We start from the raw sequence: 13,529 nt of genomic DNA on the forward strand, positions 1-13,529 counted from the left end.
TTCTTTGCATACGGTCAGCTCACGGAATCCCGGGCCGCGACGAAGGCCGCCACGCACCGCTCCACCTGGTCGGGGGTGTGCGCGGCGGAAAGCTGCACCCGGATGCGCGCCTTGCCCCGCGGCACCACCGGGAAGCTGAACGCGGTCACGTACACGCCTTGGTCCTGCATCGCCGCGGCGATTCTGGCTGTGAGACCGGCATCGCCGAACATGACGGGCACGATCGGGTGCTCCCCCGGAAGCAGGTCGAACCCCTCCTCCGCCATCCGGGCGCGGAACAGGGCCGCGTTGTCGCGCAGCCGCGCTCGGAGGTCGGCCGATCCCTCGACCAGGTCGAGCGCGGTCAGCGTGCCGGCCACGATGGCCGGAGCGAGGGTGTTCGAGAACAGGTACGGGCGGGAGCGCTGACGCAGCAGCGCGACGATCTGCGCGTGCGAGGCGACGTACCCGCCGGAGGCGCCGCCCAGCGCCTTGCCGAACGTGCCGGTGTAGATGTCCACGCGATCCGCGACGCCGCACAGCTCCGGCGTCCCGCGTCCGTTCTCGCCGACGAAGCCGACCGCGTGCGAATCGTCCACGAAGACGAGCGCGTCGTAGCGTTCCGCCAGGTCGCAGATCTCGGCCAGCGGGGCGATGTAGCCGTCCATCGAGAAGACACCGTCGGTCACGATCACGCGGAACCGGGCATCGGCGGCCGCCCGCAGCTGCTCCTCCAGATCCGCCATCTCGCGATTGCGGTACCGGAGCCGGCGCGCCTTGGACAGCCGGATCCCGTCGATGATGGACGCGTGGTTCAACTCGTCCGAGATGATCGCGTCCTCGGCGGAGAACAGCGTCTCGAAGACACCGCCGTTCGCGTCGAAGCAGGAGGAGTAGAGGATCGCGTCATCGGTGCCGAGGAAGTCCGCGAGCCGACGCTCCAGTTCGAGGTGCTGCTCCTGCGTGCCGCAGATGAAGCGGACGCTCGCGAGCCCGTACCCCCACTCGTCCAGGGCCGTCCGGGCCGCAGCGAGGATTCGCGGGTCGTCGGCCAGCCCCAGGTAGTTGTTGGCGCAGAAGTTGAGCACCTCGGCGCCGTCGGCCGTGATCTCCGCCCGCTGCGGTCCGCGGATGCCGCGCTCGCGCTTGGTGAGCCCCGCCTCCTCGATTCCCGCCAGCTCCTGCGCCACATGGTCCTTGAATGTCGCGTACATCACAGCTCCGTCCAGTCGAGGATGATCTTGCCCGTTCCGGCGGACTCCGCCGCCGCGAATCCGCGCTCCCAGTCGCGCGCCGGCACGACCTCGGCGATCACCCGGCCGATCGCTTCGCGCAACGTCGCACTCGTCTGCAGCATCGCCCCCATGGCGTTCCATGTCTCGAACATCTCGCGACCGTAGATCCCGGTGATCGTGAGCATGTGCGTGACGAGCTTGCCCCAGTCGATGTCGAACCCGGTCGACGGCAGCCCGAGCATGGCGATGCGTCCGCCGTGGTTCATGTTGTCGATCATCGCCGGGAGCGCCGACGCCGCGCCGCTCATCTCGAAGCCGATGTCGAAGCCCTCGCGCATGCCGAGCGCCCGCTGCGCGTCGCGGATCTCCTGGCGGGAGACGTCGACGACCTCGTCGGCTCCCATCCCGCGCGCCATCTCCAGGCGCGGCGCGCTCACGTCGGTCCCGACGATGAAGCGGGCGCCCGCATGCCGGGCGACGGCGATCGCCATCAGGCCGATCGGACCGCACCCGGTGACGAGCACGTCCTCGCCGACGAGCGGGAAGCGGAGGGCGGTGTGCACGGCGTTGCCGAGCGGGTCGAAGATCGCGCCGAGCTCCGGGGCGACCTCGGCGTGGTGGACGCACACGTTCGTCGCCGGCAGCGAGAGGTACTCGGCGAAGGCGCCGTCGCGCTGCAGCCCGAGTCCGATCGTGCGGATGCACATCTGCCGCCGCCCGGCACGACAGTTCCGGCAGGTGCCGCAGACGATGTGTCCCTCGCCGGACACCCGGTCGCCGACCGCGATGTCGTGGACGAGCGGCCCGACCTCGACGACTTCCCCGTAGAACTCGTGTCCCGGGATGAGAGGCGCGGCGATCGCGGAGGCCGCCCAGTCGTCCCATCGCCGGATGTGCAGATCGGTTCCGCAGATGCCGGTGCGGAGGACACGGATGACGACCTCGCCGGGACCTGCGACGGGGTCGGGACGCTCCACGAGCGCGAGGCCAGCGCCGGGTTCCTCCTTGAACAGAGCTCTCATGCTCTGATCTCATCGCATCCGTTGCTGTAGAACAATCGGCATCTTCTGCATCCGCTCTGTAGTAGGAACTAAACTGTCGTCGTGGAACTCCACCAGCTCCAGATCCTCCGCGAACTCGGAGCGCTGGGAAGCGCGACCGCCGTCGCCGAGGCGCTCCGGGTCACCCCCTCCGCGGTCTCGCAGCAGCTCGCCGCGCTGCAGCGCTCCTTCCCGGCCCCGCTCACCCGTCGCCAGGGCCGCACCCTCGTGCTGACCGCCGCCGGCGAGGTGCTGGCGGCAGCCGGAGCCGAGGCCATCGACGCGATGGCGGCGGCGCGCCACGCGCTGGACGACTTCGAGGGCGCGGCGACGGGCGAGGTGAGCATCAGCGGCTTCCACAGCGTCGGTCAGGCACTCTTCGGCCCGCTCGTGCGGGAGCTGTCCGGCAAGGACCACGCCCCGACCGTGCGTCTCACGGACGAGGACGTCGCGCAGAGCGAGTTCCCCGGGCTCACCGCGCGGTACGACCTCGTCCTCGCCCATCGGATGGAGCACTCCGCGCCGTGGCCGACCGAGGGTGTCCGCGCCGTGGGTCTCGTCCGCGAGCCTCTGGACGTCGCCGTCTCCGCCGAGCACCCTCTCGCCGGTCGCCGCACCCTCTCGCCGGACGAGATCGCCGACGAGCAGTGGGTGACGAGCCGTGTGGGGTACTCCCCCGACGACGTGCTCCGCGCCGTCGCCGCCGTCGCCCGCCGCCCGGTCGAGGTCCGGCACCGCATCAACGACTACGGTGCGGTGTCGGCGGTGGTCGCGGCCGGCGGCGTCCTGGGGATGCTTCCCCGGTTCACCTCGCGCAGCGTGGACGATCGCGCCATCGTGCGCATCCCGCTCCGAGGCGTGAGCACGCACCGCATGATCGACGTCCTGGCACGACCGGAGAACCTGCGCCGCCGCTCGGTCCGTGTCGTCGTCGATGCCCTGCGAGAGGTGATGACCCGTCTGAGCGCGGAGCGTTCCGGGGACGGCGATGGCTAGGCTCGGAGGATGAGCGACGCCACGAACCCGCTGCTGCAGCCGTCGACCCTCCCCTTCGGGCTCCCGGACTATCGGGCCATCCGTCCGGAGCACTACCTCCCCGCCTTCCGCGCCGGGTTCGCGGAGCAGCTCGCCGAGGTCGCGAACATCACCCGCGTGCGGTCGATGCCGACGTTCGAGAACACCCTCGAGGCGCTGGAGAGGTCCGGCGCGCTCCTCGACCGAGTGGCGCACGCGTTCTACACGGTGAGCTCCGCCGATGCCACGCCGGAGATCCAGGAGATCGACGAGGAGCTCGCGCCACTCATGGCCGCCCACCAGGACGCGATCACGCTCGATGCGGCCCTCTACGCGCGCGTGGCCCACGTGTACGAGCAGCGCGAGGCGCTCGACCTCGATCCTGAGCAGCGGTATCTCGTGGAGCGCCACCACCGCGAGATGACGCATGCCGGCGCCGCGCTCAACGACGAGGCGAAGGCGCAGCTCACGGCTCTGAACCAGAAGCTGTCGGTGCTCACGAACACGTTCGAGCGGAACCTGCTGAGCGATACGAACGACCTCGCCGTGGTCTTCGACGCCGCGGCCGACCTGGAGGGCCTGAGCCCGGGTGAGCTGTCCGCCGCCGCACGCGCCGCGGCAGACCGCGGGCTCGACGGCCGCTACCTCCTCACGCTGCCGCTGTTCACCGGCCATCCGGCGCTCGCCCGGCTCGCGGTCCGGGAATCCCGTCGCCGGATCATGGCGGCGTCGCGCGCGCGGGGCTCGCGGGACAACGGCAACGACAACCGTCCGGTGCTGCGCGAGATCGTGCGCCTCCGCGCCGAGCGCGCGCGCCTCCTCGGCTACGCCTCGCACGCCGCCTACGTCACCGCCGATGAGACGGCGGGCTCCCCCGAGGCCGTCGAGCGGATGCTGCGACGACTGGCCGCGCCGTCCGCCCGCAACGCCCGCGCCGAACGGGACGCGCTCCAGGCCATCGTCGACGAGACCGAACCGGAGCCCTTCCCCGTGGAGGCCCACGACTGGGCGTTCTACACCGAGCGCGTGCGCACCGCCCGCTACGACATCGACACCGCAGCCCTGCGCCCCTGGTTCGAGGCGGAGCGCGTGCTGCAGGACGGCGTGTTCTTCGCGGCGACCCGCCTGTACGGGGTGACCTTCCATGAACGACACGACCTCGCGGCCTACCACCCGCAGGCCCGCGTCTTCGAGGTGCGCAACGCCGACGACTCCCCGCTCGGGCTCTACGTGCTCGACCTCTACACCCGGGACTCCAAGCGCGGCGGCGCCTGGATGAACGCGATCGTCAGCCAATCCCGTCTGCGCGGCAGCGCCCCGGTCGTGGTCAACAACCTCAACGTCCCGCAGCCCGGGGACGGCGAGCCCACCCTGCTGACGCTCGACGAGGTGACGACGCTGTTCCACGAGTTCGGGCACGCTCTGCACGGCCTGTTCGCCACCGTGACCTACCCGCATTTCGCCGGGACCAACGTGTTCCGCGACTTCGTCGAGTTCCCCAGCCAGGTGAACGAGATGTGGATCCTCTGGCCCGAGGTCCTCGACCACTACGCCCGGCACCACGAGACCGGCGAGCCGCTGGATCTCGCCATCGTGGAGCGGCTGCGGGCGACTGCGACCTTCGACCAGGGGCACGCGACCAGCGAGTATCTCGCCGCGGCGTGGCTGGATCAGGCGTGGCACCGGCTCTCCGCCGACGACGCAGTGGACGATGTCGCCGGCTTCGAGGCGGCCGCACTGGCGGACATCGGCCTCGACGATCCCGCCGTTCCGACCCGGTACTCCTCCACCTACTTCGCCCACGTCTTCTCCGGCGGCTACAGCGCCGGGTACTACTCGTACATCTGGAGTGAGGTGCTCGACGCCGACACCGTGGAGTGGTTCCGGGAGAACGGCGGCCTCACCCGCACCAATGGAGACCGCTTCCGCGACCGGCTGCTCGGCGTCGGCGGCGCGAAGGACCCGCTGGCCGCCTACCGCGACTTCCGCGGTCGAGACGCCGAGATCGAGCCGCTCCTGAAACGCCGTGGACTCGATTCCTGAGTCGTGAGACCCTGAGCGCATGGACGCATTCCCCGACGCTCCCTTCGGCCCCGCAGACACCCTGGAGCTGGACGCCGTCCCCCTGGCCGTCATCCGCCACGAGGGCATCCGGATCGCCGACCTCCGCGATGCCTTCGACTCCGGATACGCGGCGATCGGTGCCGCCTTCGCTGCGGGCACCCTGATTCCGGCCGGCCCGGCGCTCGCGATCTACCACGGCGATCCGATGGGCGTGTTCGACCTGGAGCTCGGCTTCCCGGTGCAGGCCCCACCCTCCGACCCGATCGCCACGGGCGACGGAACTGCCATCACCGCCTCGACCCTGCCGACCGGGCGGGCCGTCGCGAGCAGCGTCTTCGGTTCGTATGACGGTCTCGGTACTGGGTGGGCCGGGCTGGTCGCGCGCGCCGCGGAGGCGGGGCTGCACCCGCGCGGCGTCTGGATCGAGGTCTACGTCTCGGACCCCGGTGTCGATCCCGACGAGCTCCGCACGGACCTGCTCATGCCCGTGGCCTGAGCAGGCGTTCAGGCGCTCTTGCGCTTGCGCTCCATCACGATGGTGGGCGGGGCGCCCTCGTCGACGGCGGCACGGGTGATGATCACCTTCGCGACGTCCTCGGCAGAGGGGATCTCGAACATCACCGGACCGAGCACGTCCTCGAGGATGGCACGGAGTCCACGGGCCCCGGTCTTGCGCTCGACGGCGAGGTCGGCGATCGATCGCAGCGCGTCCTCCTCGAACTCGAGCTGGACGCCGTCGAGCTCGAACATGCGCTGGTACTGCTTGACGAGGGCGTTGCGCGGACCGGTGAGGATGTCGATGAGGGCGGCCTGGTCGAGCGGTGACACGTTCGTCACGACGGGCAGACGACCGATGAACTCCGGGATGAGACCGAACTTGTGGAGGTCTTCCGGGAGCACCTCGCTGAACAGGTCGAGGTCCTTGCCCTTGTCGTGCAGCGGAGCACCGAAGCCGACACCGTGCTTGCCGACGCGCGCCGAGACGATGTCCTCCAGACCGGCGAAGGCGCCGGCCACGATGAAGAGCACGTTCGAGGTGTCGATCTGCAGGAACTCCTGGTGCGGGTGCTTGCGACCACCCTGCGGCGGCACCGAGGCGACCGTGCCCTCGATGATCTTCAGCAGCGCCTGCTGCACGCCCTCGCCCGACACGTCGCGGGTGATCGACGGGTTCTCGGCCTTGCGGGCGATCTTGTCGACCTCGTCGATGTAGATGATGCCCTGCTCGGCGCGCTTCACGTCGTAGTCGGCGGCCTGGATGAGCTTGAGGAGGATGTTCTCGACGTCTTCGCCGACGTAGCCCGCCTCGGTCAGTGCCGTCGCGTCGGCGACGGCGAACGGCACGTTGAGGCGCTTGGCGAGCGTCTGCGCCAGGTAGGTCTTGCCGCAGCCCGTGGGTCCGATGAGCAGGATGTTGCTCTTGGCGATCTCGACCTCTTCGGCCTTCTGCTCAGCAGGCTGCAGGGTGCCGTGAGCGCGCACGCGCTTGTAGTGGTTGTAGACGGCGACGGACAGCGCACGCTTCGCGGGCTCCTGTCCGACGACGTACTCCTCGAGGAACGTGAAGATCTCGCGGGGCTTCGGCAGCTCGAACTCGGCGACACCCTCGGCGGACGACTCCGCCATGCGCTCTTCGATGATCTCGTTGCAGAGCTCGACGCACTCGTCGCAGATGTACACGCCGGGTCCGGCGATGAGCTGCTGCACCTGCTTCTGGCTCTTTCCGCAGAAAGAGCACTTGAACAGGTCAGCGCTTTCACCGATGCGGGCCATGCGCGTCCTCCTCGGGGGGATCAGGATCGTTCTTCGAGCCTAACCGCTGCATACGACACCGGGCCGCATTGGCGACGAGTCGTTCGGCGGGTCCGGCGGACGACGGTGTCTCCGACGTCATTCCGCGGGGAGGCAGCCGCCGTCCATGATGTATCCGCCGACCTCGACACGGACCTCGTCGGGACGCACCTCTCCGAAGACGCAGCCACCCTCGGGACCGTCGGCCCCGAACGCCACCGCGCGCGCATCTCCCCGGGCGACGTGATGGACGAGGCCGACCTCGCGCAAGGCATCCTGGACGGCGGTCACGGAGATCGTGCTCTCCGTGCGCAGCGCTTCGAGACGCACGCGGAGGTCCGCCACCGGCTGCTCGGCGGCCGCCCGCGCCTCGACCGACGTCTCCATCCGCTCACGATGCCGGTCGTTCTGCTCCATCGCGTGTTCCGGGTCGTACGGCGCACACTCCGGCGGAAGCTCGGCGCCGTCCACCTGCGGGCAGGCGGCGGTGGGCGTCACAGTCGGCGTCGGCTCTCCGGCGGCGACGCCGGCCGGCGCCGCAGCGCAGCCGCCGAGCAGCAGGATCGCCGCCAGCACGAGCGTCACTCGCCCGGGGCGGGCGCGGACGCCGGAGATCGCCATCATGCCGCCATGAAACCACAGCACCGGCGTCGCCCGCACGCTGCTCGCACGACGAGGGCCCCGCCGCGCGGTGCGCGACGGGGCCCTCGGTCATCCTGACGTGTCGTCAGACCATGCTCTTGGTGTGCCAGACCGTCTTGACCTCGGTGAACGCGGCGATCCGCTCCGGCGAGGCGACCACGTCGCCGGGGGCGAGCACGCGCTTCAGCGTCTCCGCCGCGGCGATCTGCATGTCGACCCACTCCAGCGCGCCCGCGCCGGCGAGATCGAGGGCGTTCACATCCTGGTGCGAGGCGAGCCACGGCGCGATCTCCGCCGGCGAGCCGGTGAGCACGTTCACCACGCCCCCGGGGACATCACTGGTCGCGAGCACCTCGGCGAGACTGATCGCGGAGAGCGGGTACTGCTCGCTCGCGACCACCACGACGGTGTTCCCGGCGACGAGGGCCGGGGCGACCACCGAGACCAGGCCGAGCAGCGCCGAGTCCTGCGGGGCCACGATGGCGACCACACCGGTGGGCTCGGGCACCGAGATGTTGAAGTACGGACCGGAGACGGGGTTCGCGTTTCCCGCCACCTGGGCGTACTTGTCGCACCAGCCGGCGTACCAGACCCAGAGATCGATCGCCTCGTCGACCTGCGCCGTGGCCGCCGAGGACGAGATGCCCTCCTGCGCCACGATCTCGTCGACGAACTGCGCGCGACGCCCTTCCAGGACCTCGGCGACCCGGTAGAGCACCTGGCCGCGGTTGTAGGCCGTCGCCCCCGACCAGCCCTTGACGGCGGCGCGCGCGGCGACGACCGCATCGCGGGCGTCCTTGCGGGAGGCCTTGGCGGCGTTGGCGAGGAAGGCGCCCTTGCGGGAGACGACCTCGTACGTACGTCCGGACTCGCTCCGGGGGAAGGCCCCGCCGATCGCGAGCTTGTAGGTCTTCGGAACGGTCAGTCGCTTGCTCATGCTGCGGCTCCCTTGAGATAGGCGGTGAGACCCTGGCGACCGCCCTCGCGGCCGTACCCGGACTCCTTGTAGCCGCCGAACGGGCTCGACGGGTCGAAACGGTTGAACGTGTTCGCCCACACGACGCCCGCGCGCAGCCGGTCGGCGACCGCGAGGATGCGCGAGCCCTTGTCCGACCAGATGCCGGCGGAGAGACCGTACGGGGTGTTGTTGGCCTTGGCGATCGCCTCGGCGGGCGTCCGGAAGGTGAGGACCGACAGCACCGGCCCGAAGACCTCGTCGCGGGCGATGCGGTGCGAGGCCTCGACGCCGGTGAAGATCGTCGGGGCGAACCAGAACCCCTGCTCCGGGATCGCGCAGTCGGCGGTCCAGCGCTCCGCGCCCTCGGCCTCGCCGATGTCGCTGAGCTCACGGATTCGGGCGAGCTGCGCGGCGGAGTTGATCGCGCCGATGTCCGTGTTCTTGTCGAGCGGGTCACCGAGACGCAGCGTCGACAGCCGGTTCTTCAGCCGGTCGACGACCTCGTCATGGATCGACTCCTGCACCAGCAGGCGGCTGCCCGCACAGCACACGTGGCCCTGGTTGAAGAAGATGCCGTTGACGATGCCCTCGACGGCCTGATCGATCGGCGCGTCGTCGAACACGATGTTCGCGGCCTTGCCGCCCAGCTCCAGCGTCAGCTTCTTGTTCGTCCCCGCCACGGCGCGGGCGATGTCGCGACCCACACCCGTCGAGCCGGTGAAGGCGACCTTGTCGACGTCCGGGTGACGGACCAGGGCGGCACCGGTCGCCCCGGCTCCGGTGACGATGTTCACGACACCGGCGGGGAGATCGGCCTGCTGCAGGATCTCGGCGAAGATCAGTGCCGTCAGCGGCGTGGTCTCGGCCGGCTTGAGCACGACCGTGTTCCCGGCCGCCAGCGCGGGCGCGAGCTTCCACGCGAGCATCAGCAGCGGGAAGTTCCACGGGATGACCTGACCGGCGACGCCCAGCGCACGCGGGTTCGCACCCAGACCGGCGTAGTCGAGCTTGTCGGCCCAGCCCGCGTAGTAGAAGAACCAGGACGCGACGAGCGGCACGTCCACGTCGCGGCTCTCCCTGATGGGCTTGCCGTTGTCAAGGCTCTCGGCGACGGCGAGCTCGCGGGCGCGCTCCTGCACGAGGCGGGCGATGCGGAACAGGTACTTGCCCCGGTCGCGGCCGCTCATCCGCGACCAGACCTTGTCGTAGGCGCGACGGGCCGCGGCGACGGCGCGGTCGATGTCCGCGTCGTCGGCGGAGGCGATCTCGGCGATCGCCTTCTCGGTCGCCGGGGAGATGGTGCGGAAGGGGGTGCCGGAGCCGTCGACGAACTCGCCGTCGATGAACAGCCCGTAGCTGTCCTTGAGGTTCAGCACCGCCGTGGACTCCGGAGCCGGAGCGTATTCCAGGAATGACATGTCGGGTGTCCTAGTCGATCGTGACGTAGTCGGGGCCGGAGTAGTGGCCGGTGGTGAGCTTCTGGCGCTGCAGGAGCACGTCGTTGAGCAGGCTCGAGGCGCCGAAGCGGAACAGGTGCGGCTGGAGCCACTCCTCCCCCACGGTCTCGGCGACGGTGACGAGGTACTTGACCGCGTCCTTCGACGAGCGGATGCCGCCGGCGGGCTTCACGCCGATGCGCTCCCCCGTCCCGCGATACCAGTCGCGCACCGTCTCCAGCATGAGCAGCGTGGTCGGCAGCGTCGCCGCCGGCTGCACCTTGCCCGTCGAGGTCTTGATGAAATCGCCGCCGGCGAGGATGCCGAGCCAGGAGGCACGCTTGATGTTGTCGTACGTGTTCAGCTCGCCGGTCTCGAGGATCACCTTGAGCGAGGCGTACGAGCCGTCCTCACGGCGGCACGCCTCCTTGACCTGAGCGATCTGATCGAACACCAGCCCGTAGCGGCCGGACAGGAACGCACCACGGTCGATGACCATGTCGATCTCGTCCGCACCCGCGGCGACCGCTTCCGCGGTGTCGGCGAGCTTGATCGCGAGGGAGGACCGGCCGCTCGGGAAGGCGGTGGCCACCGCGGCGACCGAGATGAGGCCGTCGTCGGGGTCGCCGTGCAGGCTGCCGAGAGCCTCGACCGCTCCGGCGACCATGTCGCCGTAGACGCAGACCGCGGCGACGCGGGGCGTCGAGGGGTCGGCGGCGTCGGGGTTCTTCGCCTTGGCGACGAGCGAACGGACCTTGCCAGGGGTGTCCGCCCCCTCCAGCGTGGTCAGGTCGATCAGCTTGATGATCGTGTCGAGTGCCCATGCCTTCGACGTCGTCTTGATGGAGCGCGTGCCGAGGCCGGCAGCGCGCTGCTCCAGCCCGACGGCGTCCACACCGGGGAGGCCGTGCAGGAAGCGACGGAGGGTCGCGTCGTCCGGCTCACCGCCGAGGACGTCCACCGCCGTCCTGCGGCTGAGTTCTGTCGTCGTCACTGTTCCTCCAACAATGCTCGTGCTGTGGTCTCATCGGTCACCAGGACCCCGCACAGGCCGCTGGTCACGACCGTGCGCGCGATGTCGTGCTTGGCGGGACCCGCCGTCACGAAGATGGCCCGCGCGGCGCCGCGCAGGCGGTCGAGCGAGACGCCGACCGTGCGGGCGTCCAGCTGCGGGTCGACGATGTTGCCCTCGGCGTCGACGTAGCGCCCGAGGACGTCGCCGACGGCACCGCGGCGCGCCAGCTCCTCCACATCGGCGGCCGTGAGATAGCCGTTCTCGACGTGGGCGGAGGTCGCATCGCACGGTCCGGCGGTGAACAGGAACGCCTGAGCGTCCGCGGCCTCCTCCAGCACGGCCGCGACGGTGCGGTCGCCCTCGATGGCCTGCTTCGTCTCGACGTGCTCCAGGATCGCGGGGCTCGGCAGCAGGGAGACCTGGCCGGAGGCGCGCTGGGCGATGGTCACCGCGAGTCCTGCGGCCCCGCCCGAGCGCCGGTTGAGGCTGACACCGCCGTTGAGCTGCACGACGGTGACGCCGTTCGCCCAGCCGTCGGGCAGGGCCTCGGCCACGGCGCGGAGGGTCTTGCCCCAGCTCACGCCGAGCGTGCGCGGAACCGGACGGAGGGCGGTCAGGAAGTCGGCGGCCGCCTGAGCGACGCGCTCCAGGGTGCCCTCGTCGCCCTCCGGCGAGGGGACGACCACGGCGTCGGTCAAGCCGAACCGCTCCGCGAGCTCGCGTTCGAGGCCGAGCCGACGGGCGCGCGGGTGGACGATCTCGATGCGGACGATCCCCCGCTGCCGCGCCTGCGTGAGGAGGCGCCCGACCTTCCAGCGGGAGATCTTCAGGAGACCACCGATCTCGTCCTGCGTCTTGTCCTCGTCGTAGTACAGCTCGGCGACCCGGACCATGAGCAGATCTTCTTCCACGGTGTCCTCCTTCCTCCTCCAGGGTAGGCCGGATTCAGCGTTCGCGCACCCATCTGCTCATATGCGCAGTCCCGCCATCCTCCCGCGCGCATCCGCCGGAGACGCGAGAAGGACGCCCGTCGATTCGACGGACGTCCTTCTCTGCGGATGCGGACTACGCGCGCTTGCGCGAGGTGAGCACCTGGTCGACGATGCCGTACTCCAGCGCCTCGTTGGCCGAGAGGATCTTGTCGCGATCGATGTCGCGGTTGACCTGCTCGACCGGCTTGCCGGTGTGACGGGCCATGGTCTCCTCGAGCCAGGTGCGCATGCGGAGGATCTCCGCCGCCTGGATCTCGATGTCGGAGGCCTGACCGTGCCCGGCCTCCCCCATCGCCGGCTGGTGCATCAGCACGCGGGCGTTCGGCAGCGCCAGACGCTTGCCGGGGGCACCGGCCGCGAGCAGCACGGAGGCGGCCGAGGCCGCCTGGCCGAGCACGACGGTCTGGATCTGCGGCGCGACGTACTGCATCGTGTCGTAGATCGCCGTCATCGCGGTGAAGGAGCCACCGGGCGAGTTGATGTACATGGTGATGTCGCGCTCGGAGTCCTGGCTCTCCAGGACGAGGAGCTGTGCCATGACGTCGTCGGCCGACGCGTCGTCGACCTGCACGCCGAGGAAGATCACGCGGTCTTCGAACAGCTTGTTGTACGGGTCCTGGCGCTTGAAGCCGTAGGCGGTGCGCTCCTCGAACTGCGGCAGCACATACCGGCTGGAGGGCAGGTTTCCGGCGGACTGGAACGTGGGTGTGTACATGGTGTCCTCTCGAATCCTTACTCGACGCCCGTGCCGCCGCCGCCGGTGACGTCGCTGGCGTGCTCGCGGATGTGGTCGACGAAGCCGTACTCGAGGGCCTCCTCCGCCGTGAACCAGCGGTCGCGGTCGCCATCGGCGTTGATCTGCTCGACGGGCTTGCCGGTCTGCGACGCCGTGATCTCGGCTAGGCGCTTCTTCATCGACAGGATGAGTTGCGCCTGGGTCTGGATGTCGCTCGCGGTGCCGCCGAAGCCGCCGTGCGGCTGGTGCAGCAGCACGCGGGCGTTCGGCGTGATGTAGCGCTTGCCCTTGGTGCCGCTCGTCAGCAGCAGCTGGCCCATCGACGCGGCCATGCCGATACCGACGGTGACGATGTCGTTCGGCACGAACTGCATCGTGTCGTAGATCGCCATGCCCGCGGTGATCGAGCCGCCGGGCGAGTTGATGTAGAGGTAGATGTCCTTCTCGGAGTCTTCGGCGGCGAGAAGGAGGATCTTCGCGCAGATCTCGTTGGCGTTGTCGTCTCGCACCTCCGAGCCGAGCCAGATGATGCGGTCCTTCAGCAACCTGTCGAAGACGCTTGTCGCGACGAGGGGTTCAGCCATGTCAGCTCCTGCTTCCGTGTTTCAGTGATTCGAATCTACCGGC

The 13,529-nt window shown here is 69.9% G+C and carries 13 protein-coding genes; 3 read left to right on the forward strand and 10 right to left on the reverse strand.

Annotated elements, in window-relative coordinates; all coding sequences use genetic code 11:
- Positions 1-14 precede the first annotated feature (14 nt).
- Both IZR02_RS09880 and tdh read right to left on the reverse strand, forming a co-directional pair.
- The gene (locus tag IZR02_RS09880) at positions 15-1,193 is read right to left on the reverse strand and encodes a glycine C-acetyltransferase (RefSeq protein WP_025105007.1); all 1,179 of its coding nucleotides are present in this window, start codon (positions 1,191-1,193) and stop codon (positions 15-17) included.
- The gene (gene tdh / locus IZR02_RS09885) at positions 1,193-2,236 is read right to left on the reverse strand and encodes an L-threonine 3-dehydrogenase (protein WP_025105008.1); all 1,044 of its coding nucleotides are present in this window, start codon (positions 2,234-2,236) and stop codon (positions 1,193-1,195) included. Before tdh ends, IZR02_RS09880 begins: the two co-directional genes overlap by 1 nt.
- An 81-nt stretch (positions 2,237-2,317) precedes the next feature.
- On the opposite strand from tdh, the gene IZR02_RS09890 reads away from it, so the two are divergent.
- Genes IZR02_RS09890 through IZR02_RS09900 form a run of 3 tightly spaced genes read left to right on the forward strand, consistent with a single transcriptional unit; the run spans position 2,318 to position 5,828 of the window.
- Positions 2,318-3,250: a LysR family transcriptional regulator gene (locus IZR02_RS09890; protein ID WP_025105009.1), complete on the forward strand. Its 933-nt coding sequence runs from the start codon at positions 2,318-2,320 to the stop codon at positions 3,248-3,250.
- 9 nt (positions 3,251-3,259) lie between these two features.
- A complete protein-coding gene (locus IZR02_RS09895) occupies positions 3,260-5,311 on the forward strand; it encodes a M3 family metallopeptidase (protein WP_217316408.1) in 2,052 nt (683 codons plus the stop codon).
- A gap of 19 nt (positions 5,312-5,330) precedes the next feature.
- A complete protein-coding gene (locus IZR02_RS09900) occupies positions 5,331-5,828 on the forward strand; it encodes a GyrI-like domain-containing protein (RefSeq protein ID WP_025105010.1) in 498 nt (165 codons plus the stop codon).
- A gap of 8 nt (positions 5,829-5,836) precedes the next feature.
- On the opposite strand, the gene clpX is transcribed toward IZR02_RS09900, so the two are convergent.
- The 8 genes from clpX to IZR02_RS09940 form a co-directional block, all read right to left on the reverse strand.
- Positions 5,837-7,105: an ATP-dependent Clp protease ATP-binding subunit ClpX gene (gene clpX, locus IZR02_RS09905; protein ID WP_025105011.1), complete on the reverse strand. Its 1,269-nt coding sequence runs from the start codon at positions 7,103-7,105 to the stop codon at positions 5,837-5,839.
- Positions 7,106-7,222: 117 nt separating this feature from the next.
- Positions 7,223-7,747: a hypothetical protein gene (locus IZR02_RS09910; protein WP_029989844.1), complete on the reverse strand. Its 525-nt coding sequence runs from the start codon at positions 7,745-7,747 to the stop codon at positions 7,223-7,225.
- Between the two features lie 103 nt (positions 7,748-7,850).
- Positions 7,851-8,702, reverse strand: a complete 852-nt coding sequence (locus IZR02_RS09915) for an aldehyde dehydrogenase family protein (protein WP_025105013.1) — start codon at positions 8,700-8,702, stop codon at positions 7,851-7,853.
- Positions 8,699-10,141: an aldehyde dehydrogenase family protein gene (locus IZR02_RS09920; RefSeq protein WP_025105014.1), complete on the reverse strand. Its 1,443-nt coding sequence runs from the start codon at positions 10,139-10,141 to the stop codon at positions 8,699-8,701. Before IZR02_RS09920 ends, IZR02_RS09915 begins: the two co-directional genes overlap by 4 nt.
- Positions 10,142-10,151: 10 nt before the next feature.
- The gene (gene deoC, locus IZR02_RS09925) at positions 10,152-11,153 is read right to left on the reverse strand and encodes a deoxyribose-phosphate aldolase (protein WP_025105015.1); all 1,002 of its coding nucleotides are present in this window, start codon (positions 11,151-11,153) and stop codon (positions 10,152-10,154) included.
- Positions 11,150-12,085 (reverse strand): sugar-binding transcriptional regulator, encoded by a 936-nt coding sequence (locus IZR02_RS09930; RefSeq protein ID WP_025105016.1) that lies wholly within the window; start codon positions 12,083-12,085, stop codon positions 11,150-11,152. The genes deoC and IZR02_RS09930 overlap by 4 nt, the downstream gene beginning before the upstream one ends.
- Positions 12,086-12,239: 154 nt before the next feature.
- Positions 12,240-12,881: an ATP-dependent Clp protease proteolytic subunit gene (locus tag IZR02_RS09935; protein WP_025105017.1), complete on the reverse strand. Its 642-nt coding sequence runs from the start codon at positions 12,879-12,881 to the stop codon at positions 12,240-12,242.
- 17 nt (positions 12,882-12,898) lie between these two features.
- Positions 12,899-13,486 carry an ATP-dependent Clp protease proteolytic subunit gene (locus tag IZR02_RS09940; RefSeq protein WP_025105018.1) on the reverse strand — a complete coding sequence of 196 codons (588 nt, stop codon included), beginning with the start codon at positions 13,484-13,486 and terminating at the stop codon, positions 12,899-12,901.
- Positions 13,487-13,529: the final 43 nt, after the last annotated feature.

The organism is Microbacterium paraoxydans (assembly GCF_019056515.1).
Taxonomy (GTDB): domain Bacteria; phylum Actinomycetota; class Actinomycetes; order Actinomycetales; family Microbacteriaceae; genus Microbacterium.